This window comes from Arthrobacter sp. V1I7 (genome assembly GCF_030817015.1).
Taxonomy (GTDB): Bacteria; Actinomycetota; Actinomycetes; order Actinomycetales; family Micrococcaceae; genus Arthrobacter.
The window spans coordinates 3,684,233-3,703,963 of sequence record NZ_JAUSYS010000001.1; the positions used below are offsets into that span (position 1 = coordinate 3,684,233).

14 protein-coding genes and 1 pseudogene are annotated in these 19,731 nt (G+C 67.0%); 4 read left to right on the top strand and 11 right to left on the bottom strand.

Annotated features, from left to right (window positions below; translation table 11 throughout):
* The first annotated feature begins 67 nt into the window (after window positions 1–67).
* The 3 genes from QFZ69_RS16905 (at window position 68) to QFZ69_RS16915 (ending at window position 2,374) form a co-directional block, all read left to right on the top strand.
* The gene (locus tag QFZ69_RS16905) at window positions 68–1,003 is read left to right on the top strand and encodes a carbohydrate kinase (protein ID WP_306912973.1); all 936 of its coding nucleotides are present in this window, start codon (window positions 68–70) and stop codon (window positions 1,001–1,003) included.
* Between the two features lie 191 nt (window positions 1,004–1,194).
* The gene (locus QFZ69_RS16910; RefSeq protein WP_306912974.1) at window positions 1,195–1,326 is read left to right on the top strand and encodes an aldo/keto reductase; all 132 of its coding nucleotides are present in this window, start codon (window positions 1,195–1,197) and stop codon (window positions 1,324–1,326) included.
* 292 nt (window positions 1,327–1,618) lie between these two features.
* The gene (locus QFZ69_RS16915) at window positions 1,619–2,374 is read left to right on the top strand and encodes an SDR family NAD(P)-dependent oxidoreductase (protein ID WP_306912976.1); all 756 of its coding nucleotides are present in this window, start codon (window positions 1,619–1,621) and stop codon (window positions 2,372–2,374) included.
* Window positions 2,375–2,642: 268 nt separating this feature from the next.
* Here the strand turns inward: QFZ69_RS16915 and QFZ69_RS16920 are convergent.
* A pseudogene (locus QFZ69_RS16920) lies at window positions 2,643–5,145 on the bottom strand (Tex family protein).
* A gap of 157 nt (window positions 5,146–5,302) precedes the next feature.
* Between QFZ69_RS16920 and QFZ69_RS16925 the strand changes: the two are divergent.
* Window positions 5,303–8,950, top strand: coding sequence for a bifunctional RecB family nuclease/DEAD/DEAH box helicase (locus QFZ69_RS16925; protein WP_306912978.1), 3,648 nt, complete (start codon window positions 5,303–5,305; stop codon window positions 8,948–8,950).
* Between the two features lie 568 nt (window positions 8,951–9,518).
* Here QFZ69_RS16925 and QFZ69_RS16930 read toward each other — a convergent pair.
* The 10 genes from QFZ69_RS16930 to QFZ69_RS16975 form a co-directional block, all read right to left on the bottom strand.
* Entirely contained in the window at window positions 9,519–10,334 is an 816-nt protein-coding gene (locus QFZ69_RS16930; protein WP_306912979.1) for a triose-phosphate isomerase family protein, read from the bottom strand.
* 46 nt (window positions 10,335–10,380) lie between these two features.
* A complete protein-coding gene (locus QFZ69_RS16935) occupies window positions 10,381–11,730 on the bottom strand; it encodes an MFS transporter (protein ID WP_306912980.1) in 1,350 nt (449 codons plus the stop codon).
* A gap of 119 nt (window positions 11,731–11,849) precedes the next feature.
* Complete coding sequence (locus tag QFZ69_RS16940) at window positions 11,850–11,975, bottom strand: hypothetical protein (protein WP_306912981.1); 126 nt, start codon at window positions 11,973–11,975, stop codon at window positions 11,850–11,852.
* A gap of 12 nt (window positions 11,976–11,987) precedes the next feature.
* Window positions 11,988–12,755, bottom strand: a complete 768-nt coding sequence (locus tag QFZ69_RS16945; RefSeq protein ID WP_306912982.1) for an SDR family NAD(P)-dependent oxidoreductase — start codon at window positions 12,753–12,755, stop codon at window positions 11,988–11,990.
* A gap of 38 nt (window positions 12,756–12,793) precedes the next feature.
* On the bottom strand, window positions 12,794–13,780 hold the full coding sequence (locus QFZ69_RS16950; RefSeq protein WP_306912983.1) for a 3-hydroxyacyl-CoA dehydrogenase family protein: 987 nt from the start codon (window positions 13,778–13,780) through the stop codon (window positions 12,794–12,796).
* A 2-nt stretch (window positions 13,781–13,782) separates the two neighbouring features.
* On the bottom strand, window positions 13,783–14,265 hold the full coding sequence (locus QFZ69_RS16955) for a ribose-5-phosphate isomerase (protein WP_306912985.1): 483 nt from the start codon (window positions 14,263–14,265) through the stop codon (window positions 13,783–13,785).
* Window positions 14,262–16,049 (bottom strand): dihydroxyacetone kinase subunit DhaL, encoded by a 1,788-nt coding sequence (gene dhaL, locus QFZ69_RS16960; RefSeq protein WP_307000299.1) that lies wholly within the window; start codon window positions 16,047–16,049, stop codon window positions 14,262–14,264. The genes QFZ69_RS16955 and dhaL overlap by 4 nt, the downstream gene beginning before the upstream one ends.
* 123 nt (window positions 16,050–16,172) lie before the next feature.
* Window positions 16,173–17,177, bottom strand: coding sequence for a sugar phosphate isomerase/epimerase (locus tag QFZ69_RS16965; RefSeq protein ID WP_306912986.1), 1,005 nt, complete (start codon window positions 17,175–17,177; stop codon window positions 16,173–16,175).
* 5 nt (window positions 17,178–17,182) lie between these two features.
* Window positions 17,183–18,343 carry a 2-hydroxyacid dehydrogenase gene (locus tag QFZ69_RS16970; RefSeq protein WP_306912988.1) on the bottom strand — a complete coding sequence of 387 codons (1,161 nt, stop codon included), beginning with the start codon at window positions 18,341–18,343 and terminating at the stop codon, window positions 17,183–17,185.
* Entirely contained in the window at window positions 18,340–19,677 is a 1,338-nt protein-coding gene (locus QFZ69_RS16975) for an MFS transporter (RefSeq protein ID WP_306912989.1), read from the bottom strand. The genes QFZ69_RS16970 and QFZ69_RS16975 overlap by 4 nt, the downstream gene beginning before the upstream one ends.
* Window positions 19,678–19,731: the final 54 nt, after the last annotated feature.

Here is a 19,731-nt window from a genome sequence, read left to right on the forward strand (position 1 = left end):
CCCGCAGCATGACGCCGCATCCTCCACCGCGAGCAGGGGCAGCACACCACCTGAAGAAGGACATGACATGCAGTATCTCGAGTCCACTGGACCGTCCCGGCAGTTCCTGGACGTCGTCGTTGTCGGCGAAGCGCTCATCGACGTCGTCACCTCGCCCCGGGGTACTAGTGAATACCCCGGCGGGTCACCCGCAAACGTCGCCTATGGGCTTGGCCGGCTCGGCGTCAACACCGGGCTGTTGACCGCCATTGGCGACGACGAGCGCGGCGCGGCCATCGAGCGGCACCTGCACAGTGCCGGCGTGACGCTCCTGCCCGGCTCACACTCCCTGGGAAGGACCGCGTCTGCGACGGCGACGCTCGCTCCGGACGGGTCTGCCAGCTACGACTTCGACATTTCATGGGCACTGGAACCGGTCGCTACCGCCTACGTCCCTAAGGTCCTTCACACCGGTTCGATCGCCACTTTTCTTGCACCGGGCGCGGACGCGGTCAAATCCCTCCTGCAGCAATGCCGCCACGAATGTACGGTCACCTATGACCCCAATATCAGACCCGCCCTACTGGGCAGCCACGCCCAAGCCAAGTCCATTTTCGAAGATCTGGTTCACCTGACCGACGTCGTCAAACTCAGCGAAGAGGACGCACAGTGGCTCTACCCCAGGAAGCACTTAGATGACACCGCCGCGCACCTCCTGGGGCTGGGCGCCGACCTGGCAGTCATCACCAAAGGCTCACAGGGTTCACTGCTCGCCGCAGCTGCGACACGGCTGAACATCCCATCAGTAGAATCCGGGGTCGCTGACACGATCGGCGCCGGCGACTCGTACATGGCAGCCCTGATATTGGGACTCCTCACCCATGGGGCTGATGGCCTCGCGCCTGCTGTTCTGGAACAGCTGGGGCGCACGGCTGCCATGGCGGCCGCCATCACCGTGCGGCGCCCGGGCGCAAATCCTCCGACTTTAGAGGAACTCCGGGCCCATCTGCAGCCCGCGTCATAGCCCTGGGGCAAGACCATCCTTCTGACAATTCAGAATCCCCTCGCTGCTTCCAATCCGGAGGCCGCCGGCAGGATCTGACTCGGAAAGGCACTACGAGAATGGAATACCGCAAGCTTGGTTCATCCGGTATGTACGTCAGCTAGCTCGCCTACGGAAACTGGGTTACCCACGGTGAGTAGATCGACCAGGACATGGCCACGGCCTGCATCCGGCAGGCCGTGGATCTGGGCATTACCACCTTCGACACCGCCGACGCCTACGCGAGCACCCGCGCAGAGCAAATCCTGGGTTGGAGCGTTAAGCCCACCGCTACGACTACGTGACGATCACGTCGGGTCAGGGCTAGATTGATTCTGTGGAGCAGGACCTTGTAATCAGGCGGGTCTGGGCGGCGCGGCAGGGACGCGCGGCGATTTCGCCGTCTGAAGCGTCCGAGGCCTTCACCCAGGACTACTGGCAGGCCGCTGAAGTCATTGCAGCGCCGGAACCGGATCGGTTCTTTAGCCTCCTGTGGGCAGGGGAAGAGGCTGTTCGAGTGCACGTCCTGGACCCCGCCGAGCACGTGGCTTCAGGCTGCACGGTTGACGGAATTGCCGCTCCGGAGAGGGCCGGCGCATGAGCGAGTTGCAGGGCCTGGTGGCCATCGTGACGGGAGGGTCATCCGGCATTGGCGACGCGATCGTCGGCAGGTTCCAGGCCTTGGGCGCTGACGTCGCGGTGCTGGACCGTCATCCGACCAGATCAACGCGGGGCGCCTTCCCCGCGGTCTGCGACGTGAGCGATGACGGCTCCGTCCGTGCCGCCGTCGGCTCCGTCTTGGCGCAGTTCGGCCGGCTGGACATAGTGGTGAACAACGCAGGCATCGGTGCCCAGGGCACCGTAGCGGACAACCCCGACGACGAATGGCACCGGGTGTGGGACGTCAACGTCGTGGGCATGGTGCGCGTCAGCCGGGCTGCGCTTCCGGCGCTGCGGGAGTCGCCATCGGCCGCCATCGTGAACATGTGCTCGGTTGCCGCTACGGCCGGTCTCCCGCAACGGGCTCTGTACTCAGCCACCAAAGGTGCGGTGCTGTCGCTGACCCAAGCCATGGCGGCGGACCACCTCCGTGAAGGCATCAGGGTGAACTGCGTCAATCCCGGGACGACTGACACTCCATGGGTCTCCCGCCTGTTGGAGGCGGCCCCAGACGCGGCTGCGGAACGCGCCGCCCTTGAAGCCCGCCAGCCTCATGGCCGGCTGGTTTCCGCGGACGAGGTGGCGGGCGCCGTTGTCTACCTCGTAAGCCCCCTCTCCGGGTCCACGACCGGCGCGTCCATATCCGTCGACGGCGGTATGCAGGCGGTGCGCCTACGCCCGGCACCGCGGTGAACCGGTCCGAAAACAACGCGATCGGACGAGCCACGGGCATGGCCATCATGGGATTCGGCGGTGGCGCCCTGATCGCCGGCCCGGTGTCCACGGCCCTGCCCCATGATTGTTCCCCTTGCTCGTTAACGACAGCGGTCTCCAGGACACAGGCAAGGGCTCAACCCGGGCCGTTGCCTCCGGCAATCATGGTGCAGATACTAAGCAAACGTCCTAATTCTGCGCCGGACGGTAGCGCTGAAGCGACGAGCGGTACGAGACCTGAGGGGCGCTACTTTTTCAGGCCCGCCCGACGGAGTGCTTCGGCCATGGCGGTGTTCGCGGGCGGCGGCGTGGTCCGCGGTTGAGCGGGCGTCCGGTGGGGCTGGGACTGCCTTCCGGCCGCCTTCTCGGCGTTGGGCTGCCGCGGCTGTGGCTGCGAAACCCGCGGTTGGGGAGCCTGCCGCCCCGGTTGGGGAGCCTGGGCGGGCCGGGCACCGGCGCGGTCGCCGGAAGACGACGCGCCGCCTCCGGAACCTGCCGGTTCGTCGTCGAGCCTCAGGGTCAGCGAGATGCGCTTGCGTTCCGGATCCGCTTCCAGCACCTTCACGCGGACGACCTGCCCGGATTTCACCACCTCGCGGGGGTCCGAGACGAAGCGGTTGGCCAGCGCGGACACGTGCACCAGTCCGTCCTGGTGCACGCCGACGTCGACAAACGCGCCGAACGCCGCCACGTTAGTCACCGTTCCCTCCAGCACCATGCCTGGCCTGAGGTCGGAGATCTTCTCAATCCCTTCCGAGAACGTCGCCGCTGCGAAGGCCGGACGGGGGTCCCGGCCAGGCTTCTCGAGTTCGGCGATGATGTCCTGCACCGTGGGCAGGCCGAAGGTGCCGTCCACGAAGTCCTGCGGGTTCAGCGCAGAGAGGGTCCCTCCCTCCGGGCTGATCTTCGCCGCGGCTCTGATTTTCCGTGCCACCGGGTAGGCCTCCGGGTGCACGCTGGAGGCGTCCAACGGCTCCGCTCCCCCGGTGATCCGCAGGAAGCCGGCACACTGCTCGAACGCCTTGGCGCCCAGCCGCGGGACCTTTTTCAGCTCGCTGCGCTTGGCGAAGGGGCCGTGTTCGTTCCGGTAGGCCACGATATTCTCGCTCAGCAACGGCCCGACGCCGGCCACCCGGCTCAGCAGCGCGGGCGAGGCCGTGTTGACGTCCACGCCCACCGCGTTCACGCAATCCTCGACAACCGCGTCGAGGCTGCGGTCCAGCTTGGCGGCCGTGACATCGTGCTGATACTGCCCGACGCCGATCGACTTCGGTTCGATCTTTACGAGCTCGGCGAGGGGGTCCTGCAGCCGCCGTGCGATCGAGACCGCGCCGCGCAGCGAGACATCCATGCCCGGCAATTCCGCCGAGGCGAGCGCCGAGGCCGAATACACCGAGGCGCCGGCTTCGGACACGACGATTTTCTGGGGTTTGGTGTCCGACCCGGTGGCGAGCTGCTTGAGCAGTTCGGCGGCGAGCTTGTCCGTCTCGCGTGACGCCGTCCCGTTGCCGATCGCCACGAGTTCGACGCCGTGCTTCCTGGCCAGGCCCACGAGCGTGCGCAGCGCTTCGTCCCATTTCCGGGCCGGGGCGTGTGGGTAGATGGTGTCCGTCGCGACGACCTTGCCCGTGCCGTCCACGACGGCGACCTTCACGCCGGTCCGCAGTCCCGGGTCCAAGCCCAGGGTGGCGCGGTTTCCGGCCGGCGCCGCGAGCAGCACGTCCCGCAGATTGGCCGCGAACACGCGCACGGCCTCGTCTTCGGCGGCGGCGAACATCCGGCTGCGCAGATCCCCGGTCAGCCGGGCCAGCACCCGTGAACGCCACGCCAGCTGCGCGGTCTGCAGCAGCCACGCGTCGGCGCGGCCGGCCGCGGTCGGCCACCCCGAGGAACCTGGCCACGGCGGCTTCGTACCGGCCGCGGGCGGCGGTGAGGGCGGCGTCGTCGTTCGGTTCAGCCTCGGCGAGATCCAGCTCCAGCACGCCGTCCTTCTCGCCACGCAACAGCGCCAGGACGCGGTGCGAGGGCATCCCGGACGGTTGCTGGGAGAACTCGAAGTAGTCCTTGAACTTCTGGCCCTCGGCTTCCTTGCCATTCTTGACGCGCGACACCATCCGGCCCTGCGTCCAGAGCCGCTCCCGCAGCGTCGCGGCCAGATCCGCATCCTGCGCGGCCCGTTCCACCAGGATCGAGCGGGCACCGGCGAGCGCCGTGGCTCCGTCCCCGATGGCGTGCTCCGCGTTGAGGTACTTGGCCGCTTCGCGCTCCGGATCCAGCTCCGGACGTTTGAGCAACGCATCCGCGAGCGGCTCCAGGCCGGCCTCGCGGGCAATCTGGGCCTTCGTGCGCCGCTTGGTCTTGAATGGCAGGTAGATGTCCTCAAGCCGGGACTTCGTGTCGGCACCGACGACGGCGGCCTGCAGTTCCGGGGTCAGCTGGCCCTGCGCGGCGATCGCTTCCAGAACGGTGCGCCGGCGGTCTTCGAGCTCGCGGAGATAGCGCAGCCGCTCCTCAAGGTCGCGGAGCTGGGTGTCGTCCAGCGTGCCGGTGGCTTCCTTGCGGTAACGGGCAATGAACGGGACCGTGGATCCGGCGTCGAGCAAGTCCACGGCAGCCTTGACCTGCCACGCCTGGACGCCGAGTTCGTCGGCGATCTGCGCGGCGATGCCGGTTTCCTGGGTCTGCGGCGTGGAGGCCTTCGGCGAAGGGGTGGAGGCGGGTGTGGCGGGGGGCTGCGGGAGTTGGGTCACCCTGCTATTTTGCCTTACGGCGAGGATCCGGGGTCCGGACAAGTTGACCGAGCCTAATTGTCGGGGGGCTTTGGTAGCTTGGCAGGAAGACATCACCGGCAGAGGACATCACCGGCGATGGGGCCACACCAGACAGAGCCACAGCAACGGGGGCGCAGTGTTTTTTCTTGAACCGGAGGTGCCGGGCTCCGGACCGGATCTGGTCTTTTCCGCGAGCGACCTGGTGATCGCGGCCAGCTGCGAGTACCAGCTGCTCCGGAAACTCGACGAGCGGCTGGGCCGCTCCCCCAGACCGGATTTCGGCGTCGACGAGATGCTTGAGCACGCGGCCAGGCTGGGCGACGTCCACGAGCGCAAAGTCCTGGACGCTTTCGTCAAGGAGTTCGGGCTGTGGGATCCCTTGTCCCGGCGGGGCGTGTACGACGTCGTCCCGGCCCAGCGCATGGACCGCGCCACCCTGCTGGCGAAGCACCATGAGTCCATTGAAGCGCTGCGGTCAGGAGCGGACGTCGTGTTCCAGGCGGCCTTCTTTGACGGCCGGTTCCATGGGCGCTCCGACTTCCTGGTGCGACAGGCTGATGGAAGCTATGCCGTGTTCGACACCAAGCTGGCCCGCCACGCGAAGGTGACGGCCCTGCTCCAGCTGGCCGCCTACGGTGACCAGCTCCTCCAGGCCGGGATCACCCCCGACCCTGCCGTGACACTGGTCCTCGGAGCCACCGTTCCACTGCCGGGCGGCGGTTTCGACTACGTCCGCAGCCACCACAAACTCGCCGAAATCCTGCCGGTGTTCCGCGAACGCCGGGAGCGCTTCCTCGCCCTGACCTCCGCGCACGTCGCGCAGCCCGGCACCGTCCGCTGGGGCGAAGCGGGCATCACCGCCTGCGGCCGCTGCGACTACTGCCAGGAGATGGTCAAGGCCACGGACGATCTGCTCCTGGTGGCCCGGATGAACTCCGCGCAACGCAAGGCCCTCCGCGCATCAGGCATCTCCACCGTTCAGGAACTGGCTCAGGCCGCTCTCCCGGATGCGAGCGCCGCCCTCCGGCGCCTGCAGGAGCAGGCCCGGATGCAGAGCGGGCTCGGCGGCGCCGACGGCGGCGTGCGGTACGTCAAGGACGGCGAGGAGCATTCGCTCAGGTACGCGGTCATCCCCGAAAACAGCCTGGCCGAGCTCCCTGTCCCCAGCGAAGGCGACATCTTCTTCGACTTCGAGGGCGACCCGCTGTGGCAGGAAAGCGCCACCGGCGTCTGGGGCCTGGAGTACCTGTTCGGTGTCATCGAAGCGCCTACCAAAGCCGGTGCCCACGGCGTATTCAAGCCGTTCTGGGCGCATAGCCGGGAAGCGGAGAAGCAGGCCTTCCTGGACTTCCTCGCCTATGTGGAGAAGCGCCGGCAGGAGTACCCCGACATGCACGTCTACCACTACGCCGCGTATGAGAAGACTGCCTTGCGCAAGCTGTCCGTGATGCACGTGGCGGGCGAGGACACCGTGGACCAGTGGCTCCGCGACGGGCTTCTGGTGGACCTGTACCAGACCGTCCGGAACAGCATCCGCATCTCCGAGAATTCCTACAGCATCAAGAAACTTGAGCCGCTCTACATGGGGCAGAACCTCCGTTCCGGGGAGGTAAAAGACGCCGGCGCCTCCGTGGTTGCCTATGCCCACTACTGCGAGGCGCGCGACAACGGTCGTCCCGCGGAGGCGGACAAAATCCTTGCCGGGATCTCGGACTACAACGAGTACGACTGCCTGTCCACGCTCGAGCTCCGGAACTGGCTCCTGGGCCTGGCGCAGGACCGCGGGATCTCGGCCGGCGGTCAGGGCGGCCGCGCCGGGGCCGGCGGTCAGGTCGGCCGCGCGGGGGCCGACGTCTCCCCGAGCGCCGGGACTTCGACCGGATCTGACCACGAAGACCGGGGAACCGACGTTGCCCTGAGCCCGGCCGAACTCGCACTGACGGAGTTCGCCGCGCCGGGGACCGGTCTGCCGGAGGACGACCGGAAGGCTGTAGCAATGCTAGCGGCGGCCGTGAGTTATCACCGCCGGGAGCGCAAGGCGTTTTGGTGGGCGCACTTCGACCGCTGCGAGCAGGGCCCCGATACCCATGTCCGGGACAGAAACGTCTTCCTCGTCGAATCCGCCGAGATACTGGACGGCTGGCGGCAGGAAGGCACTAAACTCCCCGAACGTCGGGTCAAACTGACTGGCACCGTGAGCCCGGGCTCCGATCTGCGCGTCGGCAGCAAATGGTTCCGGATGTACGACCGCCCGCTTCCTGCCGGGCTGGAGGGAACCGGGAAGGACGGAACCGGACGCAACGGTTGGTTCGGGACGGAAGTCCTGGAGCTGGGACACGAGGACGGCAGTGACACCGTCATCATCCGAGACCGGCTGCACCGGAAGGTGTCACCCCACAATGATCTCCCCATCGCCTTGACGGAGGACCAGCCGCTCGCGACCAAGAGCCTCGAGGACTCGTTGGCTTCTCTGGCTGACAAAGTGGCGGCTGGCCTGGGATCCTCGGTGATTCCCCGTCATCCCGCGCTGGATCTCGTCCGACGCCTGCCGCCACGGCTGGTTACCGGACACTCGTTGCCGCAGCCCGGTGCGGGGCCGGACCGTTTCATAGATGTCATTACCGAGGCTGTCCTGCACCTGGATCACTCGTACCTGGCGGTGCAGGGACCTCCCGGCACCGGCAAGACCCATGTGGGTTCCCACGTCATCGCACGGCTGGTTGCCCGCGGCTGGAAGGTCGGCGTCGTGGGCCAGTCCCACGCTGTCGTAGAGAATCTGCTCAAGACTGCGGTGACCAGCGCCGGAATTGATCCGTCCATCGTCGCCAAGGAAGTGAAACACGCGGACCCCATCCCCTGGGAGCAACGCACAGCGAAGGACGTTGCCCGGCTCCTCGGCTCGCCGGGCGGGGCGCTCGTTGGTGGCACTGCGTGGACCATGACGGGAGCCAATGTCCCCGCCGGATCACTGGACCTGCTGGTGATCGACGAGGCCGGCCAATTCTCCCTGGCCAATACCCTGGCGGTGGCGCAGGCCAGCAGCCGCCTGCTGCTGCTGGGCGATCCCCAGCAGTTGCCGCAGGTCAGCCAAGGCTCGCATCCCGAGCCTGTGGACGAGTCTGCTCTCGGCTGGATATCCGCCGGCCACGCCACGCTGCCGCCGGAATTGGGCTATTTCCTGGCCGACTCGTGGCGAATGACCTCCGCGCTGTGCCGGGCCGTGTCCGAACTGTCCTACGAGGGGCAGCTCCGGTCTGCACCCGCCGCCGAACTCCGGCGGCTTGACGGTGTTTCGGCCGGGATCGAAACAGTACTCGTCGAACACAGCGGCAATATCACGTCCTCGCCCGAGGAGGCCTCGGAAGTCGTTCGCCAAGTGCGGCGGCATCTGGGGTTGCAGTGGCACACCGAACAGGGCTCGCGACCCCTGGGTGCCGACGACATCCTGGTGGTGGCCGCCTATAACGCCCAGGTCAACGTGATCCGCGACGCGCTGGAGGTTGCCGCCCTGTCAGGGGTCCGGGTAGGGACGGTGGACAAGTTCCAGGGCCAGGAAGCGGCGGTGGTGATCGTGTCGATGGCCTGTTCGGCCGTGGCCGAGGCGCCGCGCGGGATGGAGTTCCTGCTCTCGCGCAACCGGATCAACGTGGCGGTCTCCCGCGGGCAGTGGCGGGCCGTGATCGTCCGCGCCACGGAACTGACGAACTACCTGCCAGCGCACCCGGAGGGCATGGAACAGCTGGGCGGCTTCATCGGCCTGTGCCAGCGCTCAGTGGCTTCCTGACACCTTGGCTTCGGGGACATGCCCATTTCGTGGTCCCTCCGCGGGACATGCTCATTCCTTGGCCTGCGACCGAGGGACATGCCCATTTCGTGGTCCCTCTGCGGGACATGCTCATTCCTTGGCCTGCGACCGAGGGACATGCTTAATCCTCGGCCTGCGACCGAGGGACATGCTCATTCCTGAATGCGAACAGTGGGCAGAATGCCATTGTGCCCATCGTTCTTTGCCGCGGCGGGACATGCCCAGTCCTTGACCCAGCGACCGAGGGACATGCTCATGCCAAAATGCGAACAATGGGCAGAATGCCATGGTGCCCATCGTTCATGGCCGCGGCGGGACATGTCCAGCAGTCGCCGTGGCCGCGGCGGGACATGTCCAGCAGTCGCCGTGGCCGCGGCGGGACATGCCCAGCGGTGACCGTGGTCGCGGCTGGACATGCCCAGTCCTTGGCCCCGCAACCGAGGGACATGCTCATTCCTGAATGCGAACAGTGGGCAGAATGCCATTGTGCCCACTGTTCGCGGCCGGGGCGGGACATGTCCAGCGGTGATGATTCTTGTGGCTGGCCCTAATCCCGGTGGACGGCGTCCGCCGAGGGGAAACCGTCCGCCAGCAGGAGTGCCTCATCCAGCACCGTGCCGAAGTTCACCGGATCGTGCGCAAACCGACCCAGGAACAGGCCTGAGACACCCTCGAGCGTGGGCAGCAGTCCGGGCTTGGCGGAGCCGCCGTAGATGACCGGCAGCTCCGGCACCCCGGCCGCGGCGAGCCGTCCGCGGAGCCGTTGGACGACGTCGGACACGTACGCCGCGGCGGCGGGCTCCGCCGCGCCGATGGCCCAGACGGGTTCGTACGCGATGGTGAGCCGGCCCGCGAGGTTCCAGTCGCCGTCGACGGCGGACCTGATCTGGCGGTACACAAAGTCCGCGGCGGGCGCCGGCTGGCCGGCGTCGCGCTCCCCCACGCACAGCAGCGGCGTGAGCCCGGCGTCATCCGCTGCCCGGACCTTGCGGGCCACCATGGCATCGTCTTCGCCGAAGTGCTGGCGGCGTTCGGCGTGGCCGATTTCCACGAGCCGGACCCCGAGTTCCGCGAGCATGGACGGTGCCACCTCCCCGGTCCACGGGCCGTCCGCCCAGCCGCAGTTCTGGGCGCCGAGCAGCAGCGGTGAATCTGCCAGCAGCCCTGCTGCCGCGGGCAGGACGGGGAAGGACGGAATGACGAACGGGACAACCCGCCCGGCCGCGAGAGCCGGACGAGTATCCACTTCGTGCCGCAGCCGCTCCAGCCAGTCCAGGCTGTCCCGGTATCCCAGGTACATCTTGGTGCTGACCCCCACCAGGATGCGGGCGCTGGAGGTCTGGCTGCCGGGGCTCTGCTGCATGTGTTGGTGCTTTCTGCTGGATCCAGTTGATGGGTGCTGGAGGAGCTTACTCCTCCAGCAGCTCGTCGGCCTTGTTCTTGAACCGCTTGGTTGCGAACATCATGGCCGCGGCCAGGAACGGCAGCACGCCCAGGGCGTAGACCCCCATGGTTCCGGTGTCCGAGGCGGTGATCTGGTTGACCGAGGTCCGCAGGATCGGAGCGACGAAGCCGCCCAGGTTGCCGAGCGAGTTGATCAGGCCGATACCCGCGGCCGCAGCCGTTCCGGTGAGGAACGCCGTCGGGTAGGACCAGGCGATGGGGCCGATGGAGAGGAAGCTGCAGACGGCGAGGGTGATGAAGATGATGCCGAGTGCCGGGATGTGGTTCGCGCCGGCCCACGCGGAGCCGAAGATGCAGAGTCCGGTGGAGATGAACAGCCCGGTGCCCCAGATCCGGCGGCGGATCACGGTGTTGGCGGCCCTGCCGATGAAGTAGCAGGCGAAGATGCCGAAGAACCACGGGATGGCGGCCATCAGGCCGACGGCGAGGCCCACCTTCTGGCCGGTCAGCTGGGCCACCTGCTGCGGCAGGTAGAACGTCACGCCGTAGACGGCGATCTGCAGGCAGAAGTAGATGACGGTGAAGTACCAGACCTTGCGGTTCTTCATGGCGGCGAGGACGCCGCGCGGGCCGGACTCTTCCTTGACGGTGTCCTCCAGCGCCATGACTTCCAGGAGCGCGTTCTTCTCCTCCTTGGTCAGGAACTTGGCGTCCTGCGGGCTGTTGATCAGGAAGAAGTACGCGGCGATACCGGCGACGACTGCAAGCATGCCTTCGACGAAGAACATGACCTGCCAGCCGGCAACACCGGGAACCTGGTCGCCGATGTTGATCAGCCAGCCGGACAGCGGGGCGCCCATCATCTGGGAGAACGGCTGGGCCAGGTAGAAGATGGCGAACATCTTGACGCGGACCTTGTTGGGGAACCACGCCGCGAGGAACATGATGACGCCCGGGAACAGCCCGGCCTCGGTGACACCCAGCAGGAACCGCAGGATGATGAACGAGGTCTCGCCCTGGACGAACGCGAAGCAGGCGGAGACGATGCCCCAGGTGATGGCGATGCGGGCCAGCCAGACCTTGGCGCCATACTTGGTCAGGAGCAGGTTGCTGGGGATTTCGAACAGGGCGTAGCCGATGAAGAAGATCCCGGCGCCCAATGCGTAGGCGCCTGCGGTGATGCCCTTGTCCACGCCCAGGGCGGCCTCGGCGAAGCCCACGTTGGTGCGGTCCAGGAAGGCCACGACATAAAGGATCACCAGCATGGGCATGAGCCTGCGGGACGCCTTGGAGATGGCCGATTTCAGTACCGGCGTCTCCAGGAGATCCCTGGTGGACGTTGTTGTTAACGTCATCAAAACTCCTCTTTGAGTAAATCAGTTGAGTGAATCAATGGAGCGAATCAGGAGGGTAGATCAGGTCAGCGAGGTTCCCTAGCGTGAATCTGGTGGGAAGATCAGGTCAGTGAAGTTCCCTAGCGTGAAAACGCGATGATCATGATCCCGGCCAGGCAGGCCAGGATCCCGACGGCGAGGTAGATCTTCCGTCCCTTGCTCCAGGATGCGAATCCGGTGGCGGGGGGTTGGCTGTGTTGTGCCATGATGCTTGTTCCTTAGTGCATGTAGAGTCCGCCATCCACATTCAGCGTCTGGCCGGAGATGTACCCGGCGTCCTCGCTGATGAGGAAGGCGATGGCTGCTGCGATGTCCCGGGTGGAGCCAACGCGGTTGACCACGAGGTCTTTGGTGAGTTCGTCCTTGCGTTCCGCACTGAGGGTGCCGCCCATGATGTCGGTGTCGATGGGGCCCGGGGAGATGGCGTTGACCGTGATGTCGTACTCGCCGAGTTCACGGGCCGTTGCACGGGTCAGGCCGATCACGCCCGCCTTCGCCACCGAGTACGGCGTCTTGGAGAACGTGCCGCCGCCGCGCTGCGCGGAGACCGAGGAGATGTTCACGATGCGCCCGATCCTGTTCTTCGCCATGGACTCTGCGACGCGGCGCGTGGCGTAGTGGACGCCGTTGAGGTTGATGTTCAGCACCCGGTCCCATTCGGCGGCGTCGAGCTCCAGGTAGGGAACCGGTGAGCTGACGCCGGCCACATTGGCGAGCGCCACGATCTGCGGCAGTTCCGCCTCGATGGCGTCGATTGCTGCCCGCACCGAGCTCTCGTCGGAAACGTTGGCGCCGGCGCCGAAGGCCTTGACGCCGTGCTCGGCGGCGAGTTCCTTGGCCGCAGCCTTGCAGCGTGCGTCGTCGAGATCGATGATGCCGATGTTCCAGCCCTGTGCCGCCAGGTAGCTCGCGGTGGCGCGGCCGATGCCTCGCTCGGACACGGCACCGGTGATGATCGCGGTGCGTTCTGGGGGGAAAGTGCTCATGGGTGTGCTCCTGAAAGTGTGGAAGTGAACGTTGGAGTTCAGTTGATGGGTGCGGGGCCGAGCTCGTCGATGAGCTTCTGCATGGCCACGTACGCCTTGTTCCGGTACGCGATCAGTTCGGGGGTGCGCTCCGCCGGGACGTTGAGGAAGCCTGCTCCGGTCTTGGTGCCCAGCTTGCCGGCCTCCACGAGGTCGGTGAGGATCTTCGGGGTGGCGAAGCGTTCCGGGAAGTCCGTCTGCAGGGACTTGTAGCAGAAGTTGTAGACATCCAGGCCTGCCATGTCGGCGATCGCGAAGGGCCCGAAGAACGGCAGCCGGAAGCCGAACGTGGTGCGGACCAGGGTGTCGACGTCTTCCGCCGTCGCGATCTCCTGCTCCACCAGCTGGGCGGCCTCGTGGAAGAGCGCGTACTGGAGCCGGTTGAGCACGAAGCCGGTGACGTCCTTGACGACGGCGGTCTGCTTGTTGGCGGCGTGGACCAGGTCGCGGACGGCGCCGACCGTGGCCGCCGAGGTCCCGGCGTGAGGGATGATTTCCACGCCCGGGATGAAGGGCGAGGGGTTGGAGAAGTGCACGCCCAGGAAGCGTTCCGGGTTGGCGACGGGCTCGGAGAGGTCCGCGATGGAGATCGTCGAGGTGTTGGACCCGATGATGGCGTCGGGACGGGCGGCCGCGCTGATGCGGGCGAGCGTCTGGTGCTTGATCCCGATGACCTCGGGCACGGCCTCTTCGATGAAGTCGGCGTCAGCCACGGCCTCCTCGATGTCCTGGGCGGCCCAGAGGTTTTCCTTCAGGATGGCGGTGGCGCCTTCCGGGAAGAGCCCCGCGGCCACGAATTCGTCGGATTCCGCCAGGAGCCGCTCGTAGTTCTTCTGGGCCACTTCCGCGGACACATCCGCCAGCGCAACCCGGGCGCCGCCGAGGGCCAGGACCTGGGCGATGCCCCCGCCCATGTAGCCGGAGCCGACGACGGCGATCTTCCGGGCGGCGTTGATGGCGGCTGCGGTTTCTGTTGATTCGGTCATGTTCAGACTGCCTTCGTGTATTCGGGTTCGTACGAGCAGATGGCGTCCACCTTGGCGGCGGAGGAGGAGTTTTCATCGAAGCGGTGGCTGAGCCATTCGCCGACGAGCTTCTTGGCCAGTTCCAGGCCGATCACGCGCTGGCCCATGGTGAGGACCTGGGCGTTGTTGCTCAGGACCGAGCGTTCCACCGAGTAGCTGTCGTGCGCGGTGACGGCCCGGATGCCGGGGACCTTGTTGGCCGCGATGGCCACGCCGAGGCCCGTTCCGCAGATCAGGAGTGCCCGGTCGGCTTCGCCTTCGGCCACCTTCCGGGCGGCGTCAACGGCCACGTGGGGGTAGGCGGTGGAGTCGTTGGCGCCGACCCCGATGTCCAGCACGGAGGCCACGCGGGGATCCGCTTCCAGCAGTGCTTTCAGGGCGTCTTTGTATTCGACGCCGGCCTCGTCGTTGCCGACGACGACACGCCAGCCTGTTGTGGTGCTCATGCTTTTGCTCCTTGCTTCGCCGGCTCGGGGTGAGCGAGCCTGGCGTCGGTGTGTGCAGTGCCTGCGTGTGCAGTGTTGATGTGTGATGAGATCCGGGCCGCGATGAGGGCGAACGAAACCGCGCCGGGGTCCGGGTGTCCAAGGCTTTTTTCAGCGAGTGGACGGGCGCGGCCCTTGAGCGGCCGGAGGTCCGCCGTCCGGTCGGCGGCTGTCTGCGCGGCGGCAGCAGCCGCGCCGAGCGAGGCGCCCACTGAGGCGCCGCCGTCGAGCGCGCCGAGGAAGGCGTCCCGGAACGGCAGCAGCGCGTCCACCATGGTCTTGTCCCCCGGCTCCGCCTTGCCGAGCTCGGTGATGGCATCAACGAAGGCGCTGACAGCCGCGGCCGCGTCCTCACCGGAGTAGCTCTCCCGGTTGCCCAAAGCGAGTCCGGCCGCGATGATCGCCGACCCCCACAGCGCACCGGAGGTTCCGCCGGCACGCTCGCTCCAGGCCTCCCCCGCGGCGGTCAGGACCCGCGACGGCGACGCGCCGCCGTCGTTCGCCGCCGCCTGCTGGGCGGCGGAGACGGCCGCGTCCACGCCTCGGCGCATCCCGATGCCGTGGTCGCCGTCGCCGGCAATCGCATCCAGGCGTCCCAATTCCTCTTCGTGTTCGACGACGACGTCCCGCACCTGGGCGAGCACGCCCGCTGCCTGCCGGCCGATGGCCGCTGCCGCCGTCGTGGCGTGCTCGATGTCGGAGACCATCTCGGCCTCCGGACCCGCGAGCTCGCGGCGGGCGCGGGGTGCCAGGTTGCCCTTGCGGTACGCCGGAGTGTCCGCCGGGGCTGCCCAGTACTGCTCGAGTTCGTCGTCCAGCCAGAGCAGGGTCAGGGAGAGCCCGGACATGTCCAGGCTGGTGACCAGCTCGCCGCACTCGGGTTCCACCACGGTCAGTCCCGCGGCGTCGAGGAGCTTTTCGATCTTGCCGAAGAGCAGGAACAGCTCGTCGTACTTGACGGTGCCCAGTCCGTTGACGATCGCCACCACACGGGTGCCCGCGTCCTCGGGCTTGTCCTCGAGAAGCCTTCCGACCAGCAGTGCGGCGAGTTCAGAGGCGGTCGGCATCGGGTGCTCGGAAATGCCCGGCTCGCCGTGGATGCCCAGGCCCAGCGACATCTGGCCTTCCGGAACCGAGAACAGCGGCGACTCCGCTCCCGGGAGGGTGCAACCGCCGAACGCCACGCCGAGCGAACGGGTGCGGTAGTTGGTCCTGATGGCCAGCCGTTCCACGTCAGCCAGGCTCAGGCCCGCCTCGGCCGCGGCGCCGGCGATCTTGAAGACCGTCAGGTCCCCGGCGATGCCGCGGCGCTTCCCGATCTGGTCCAGCGGGGCGCTGGCGATGTCGTCGGTGACGAGGACGGTGCGGGTCTCGATGCCTTCCGCGTTGAGGCGCAGTTGGGCCTGGCCGAAGTGCAGCACGTCCCCGGCGTAGTTGCCGTAGCTCAGCAGCACGCCGCCGCCGGCGTTCGCGGCCTTCGCCACCCGGTAGACCTGCCCGGCCGCGGGCGAAGCGAACATGTTGCCGCACGCCGATCCCGTGGCCAGGCCCGGCCCCACCAGCCCGGCAAAGGCAGGATAGTGTCCGGAGCCGCCGCCCACGACCAGGGCCACCTGCCCGGCGGGGACCTCGGTGGAACGGACGACGCCGCCGTCCACCCGGGCCACGTAGCCGCGGTTGGCGGCCACGAAGCCGTCCAGTGCCTCATCCGCAAAGTCAGCGGGGTTGTCGAAGATCTGGGTCATTATTCCTCATCGAATCCGTATTGGAGAAGTGATGCTGGGTGGAGCTGTGCTCGGCCGCCGGCCGGATGGCGGGGCGGCCGAGCCGGCCGGTTCAGACGCTGGCGGATTTAGACGCCGGCGGCGTCAGACGCTGGCGAGTTCCGCCGTCGCGGGCTGCTGCCGGCCCTGTGCCACCTGGCTCTGCCCCAGGGCATAGCCGTCCGTCTTCGGCAGAATCTGGCGGCGCAGGTAGTCCTGGTTGCGGGCCGTGACGGACAGGCCGTCGCCGCCGTAGTGCTCGGTGCAGAGGATCCCCTGGAAGCCGACCGACAGGGCGACCTTGAACGCCTCGCGGTAGTTGATGAGACCGGATTCCATCGGGGCGGGCATCGCAACGTAGCTGTCACGGGCCACGTCTTCATCACGGATGTAGTTCTTCATGTGCCAGTAGTTCGAGTACGGCAGGGTCTTGGCCACCATCTCGCGCCAGTCCTCGATGGGGCGGTGCAGCCGGATCAGGTTGCCGATATCCGGGTTCAGGCCGACGTTGTCCAGTCCGATGTCCTGAACCAGCTGCACAGACATATCCGCGGTGCCGAGGTAGGTGTCCTCGTACATTTCCAGCGAAAGCAGGACGCCCGCGTCCGCCGCGTGCCGGCCGAGTTCGCGGAGGCGCGTGACGGCCTTGCCCCAGGTTTCCTTGTCGCCCACCGGGTCCTTGTGGCCTTCGACGGTCCAGAACCACAGCTGCTTCTGCTGCTCCGGCGTGAGCGCCTGGTGCAGCCCGAAGGAGACCACCTCGCAGCCCAGTTCGGCCGCGGCGTCGATGGTGCGGTGGCTGTAGGCCAGGTTGGCTTCCCAGTTGCCTTCCTCGATCACGCTGCGGCGGATGGCGGAGATGACGGGAATGCCGATTCCCACGTTGTCCGCGGTCCGCTTGAACTCTGCGAGCCGGGCTGAGCTCAGATCGCCGGGCCGGACCCAGCTGTCCGTGAGGTCGGCGTCGGCAAAGCCGGCTTCCTTGACCTCGGCGAAGACCTTGGCCCAGGTGGAGGCGTCGGCGTCGTTGACGTGGTTGCCCTGCGCATCCGTGCCCGGGAACTGCAGCAGCGCTGCGGTGATGGGCCAGTTCTCAGCTGTATAAGCCATGGGGTTCACTCCTTCGTGGAATCCTGTTTCCTATAGGATCTACTATTTGAAAGGATGTTGTCAAGGTCACATGCCGGGTTACCCTGCTTCGCGGCGAAGGCCGCGGTTGCAAAGACTTCCGGATTCAGGACGTCGGCGGGACGCTCCCCCGCCGCCACCGCCAGGATCGACGCGATGGCGCTGGCCGCCACATCCCGGGTGAAGTCCTCGGTCCAGCACAGCGAATGCGGGGAAAGCACCACGTTGTCGAAGGTCAGCAGCTCGTCGTCGGGAAGCAGGGGTTCCGGCTCAAAGACGTCGAGCCCCGCACCGGCGATCCGGCCGTCCCGCAGGGCGTCCCGGAGGGCATCCGTGTCCACGAGCTTTCCGCGGCCGATGTTGATCAGATAGGCGCCTGACTTCATCCGGGCCAGTGCCGCGGCGTCGATCAGCTTTTCGGTCGCCGGTGTGAGCGCGGCGCAGAGCACAACGTAGTCGGAGACCTCCAGCAGCTCGTCCAGGCCCAGCAACTCGACCCCGAGTTCCGCGGCCTCCGCGTGGCGGCCGCTGCGGTTGTTGCCCACCACCTTCATCCCGAGCGGAGCCAGCAACCGGGCGAGCTCGGCGCCCACGCTGCCGAAGCCCACGATCCCGACCGTCCGTCCCACCAGCGGCGCGCCCCGGTAGTGCTCACGCTGCGCCCAGTCAGAGGTCCGCGTCAGCCGGTCCTTGGCCAGGAGCTTGTGCGAGAGCGACAGGAGAAGGGTCAGCCCCGCCACTGCCAGCGGCCGGCGAATGGCGTCCGGGGTGTTGGTGACGACGACGCCGGCGCGGGTGCAGGCATCCAGGTCGATGGTTTCGTACCCTGCCCCGAACCGGGCGATCAGCCTCAGGTCCGGGGCGTGGTCCACGGTGCGCGAATCGAAGGCGATGTGTCCGAGCGCCAGAACGGCCTGGACTCCGGCAAGATCGGCCAGCGGAACCGGGTCCGTGTAGCTGGGCAGGACGCCCCAGCTGATGCCATTCTCGCTGAGCCGCTGCAGTCCCAGGTCCCCGTGGATGGAGCTGCCGTCAGGCCGGGCAGCGTCGGCCGTGACCGCCACGGTGAATGGCGGGCGGGTGGTGCCCGCCAGGGCGACCGACTTGCTGGCGGCCGCCGTCGTCAATTCATTTGTTGCTGTGCTCATGCGTCGGCGCTCTCCGTCTGGGTTGCCGCGGTCTTGTCCCTGATGGGTTCGCGGACCAGCACGGTGTAGGCCACGGCGGCGAGGGCTGCGATGATGCCGCCGATGACGAACGACGGCGCGTAGGAGCCGGTTGCGTCGGCGATCACGCCGGTCAGCAGCGGGGCAAAGGCGCCGCCGAAGTAGCCGCCGAAGTTCTGGATGGCACCGACGGATGCGACCTGGGAGTTGTCCACGATGTCACCGGGCATGGCCCAGGCCGCCGCCTGCATGGTGGCGACGAAGCCCAGTGCCACGGTCATCACGGCGAGGGCGAGCGGGAGGGAATCCACAAACGGGATCAGGCAGATCAGGATGCCGGCGATGACCGCGGCCACGGACATCACGTGGCGCTTGGCCAGAAGGGGATCGCGGCCTGCCTTCTTGGAGTAGCGGGTCATGACCCAGCCGCCGGTGATGCCCAGAATAGCCGCACCCAGGTACGGTACTGCAGCCAGCCAGCCAGAGTTTGCGATACTGACGCCGCGCTCTTCCTGCAAGTACAGCGGAAGGAAGACGATGAATATGTTCCAGATCCAGATGACGCAGAAGAAGCCTGCCATCATTCCCCAGATCTGGCGGTGCTTGAAGAGGCCCAGCCAGGAGACCTTCTTGGCGGTCAGGACCTGCGTCGTGCGCTGGCTTTCGATGTAGTCCAATTCCTTCGCGCTGATGCTCTTGTGCTCTTCGGGGGCGCGGTAGTACATGAAGAAGGCAAGGGCCAGCACCAGGCCAGCGACGCCGAGGAACAGGAAGATGGCCTGCCAGCCGAAGGTGAGCATGATGGCAGTCAGGACGGGCGGTGCAATGGCGGGTCCCCATTTGGAACCACTGTCCCAGATCGCGGTGGCCTGTCCGCGCTCGGCACGGGGGAACCAGTCAGCTGTGAGCCTGGCCGAGGCCGGTCCGTTCGGTGCTTCGGTGACGCCGAGCAGGAAGCGGAAGGTGATGAAGTGCCACATCTTGCCGCCGATGGCCATCAACGCGGTAGCGATGCTCCAGCCTGCGATGGCGAGGAAGTACATTTTGCGGGCGCCGAGCTTATCCACGAGCCAGCCGGCGGGCAGCTGGGCAAAAGCGTAGGTCCAGGAAAACACGGTGCCTAGGAGGCCAATGTCCGTCCGGGTCATGCCGAATTCTTTGATCAGTTGTGGCGCGGCGATGGAGATCGCGCTGCGATCCATGTAGTTGATGATGCCGGCGGCTAGCGCCCAGCCGAGGATCCACCATCGCAGATTCTTGATGGTGCGGCGTGTTGCTGATTCCTTAGGCCCTGCGGCCAAAGCTTCTGTGTGCACTGTTCACTCCCTCGTGACTCCGATGCCGGCACCATAGCCGCCACAATCGAAGAT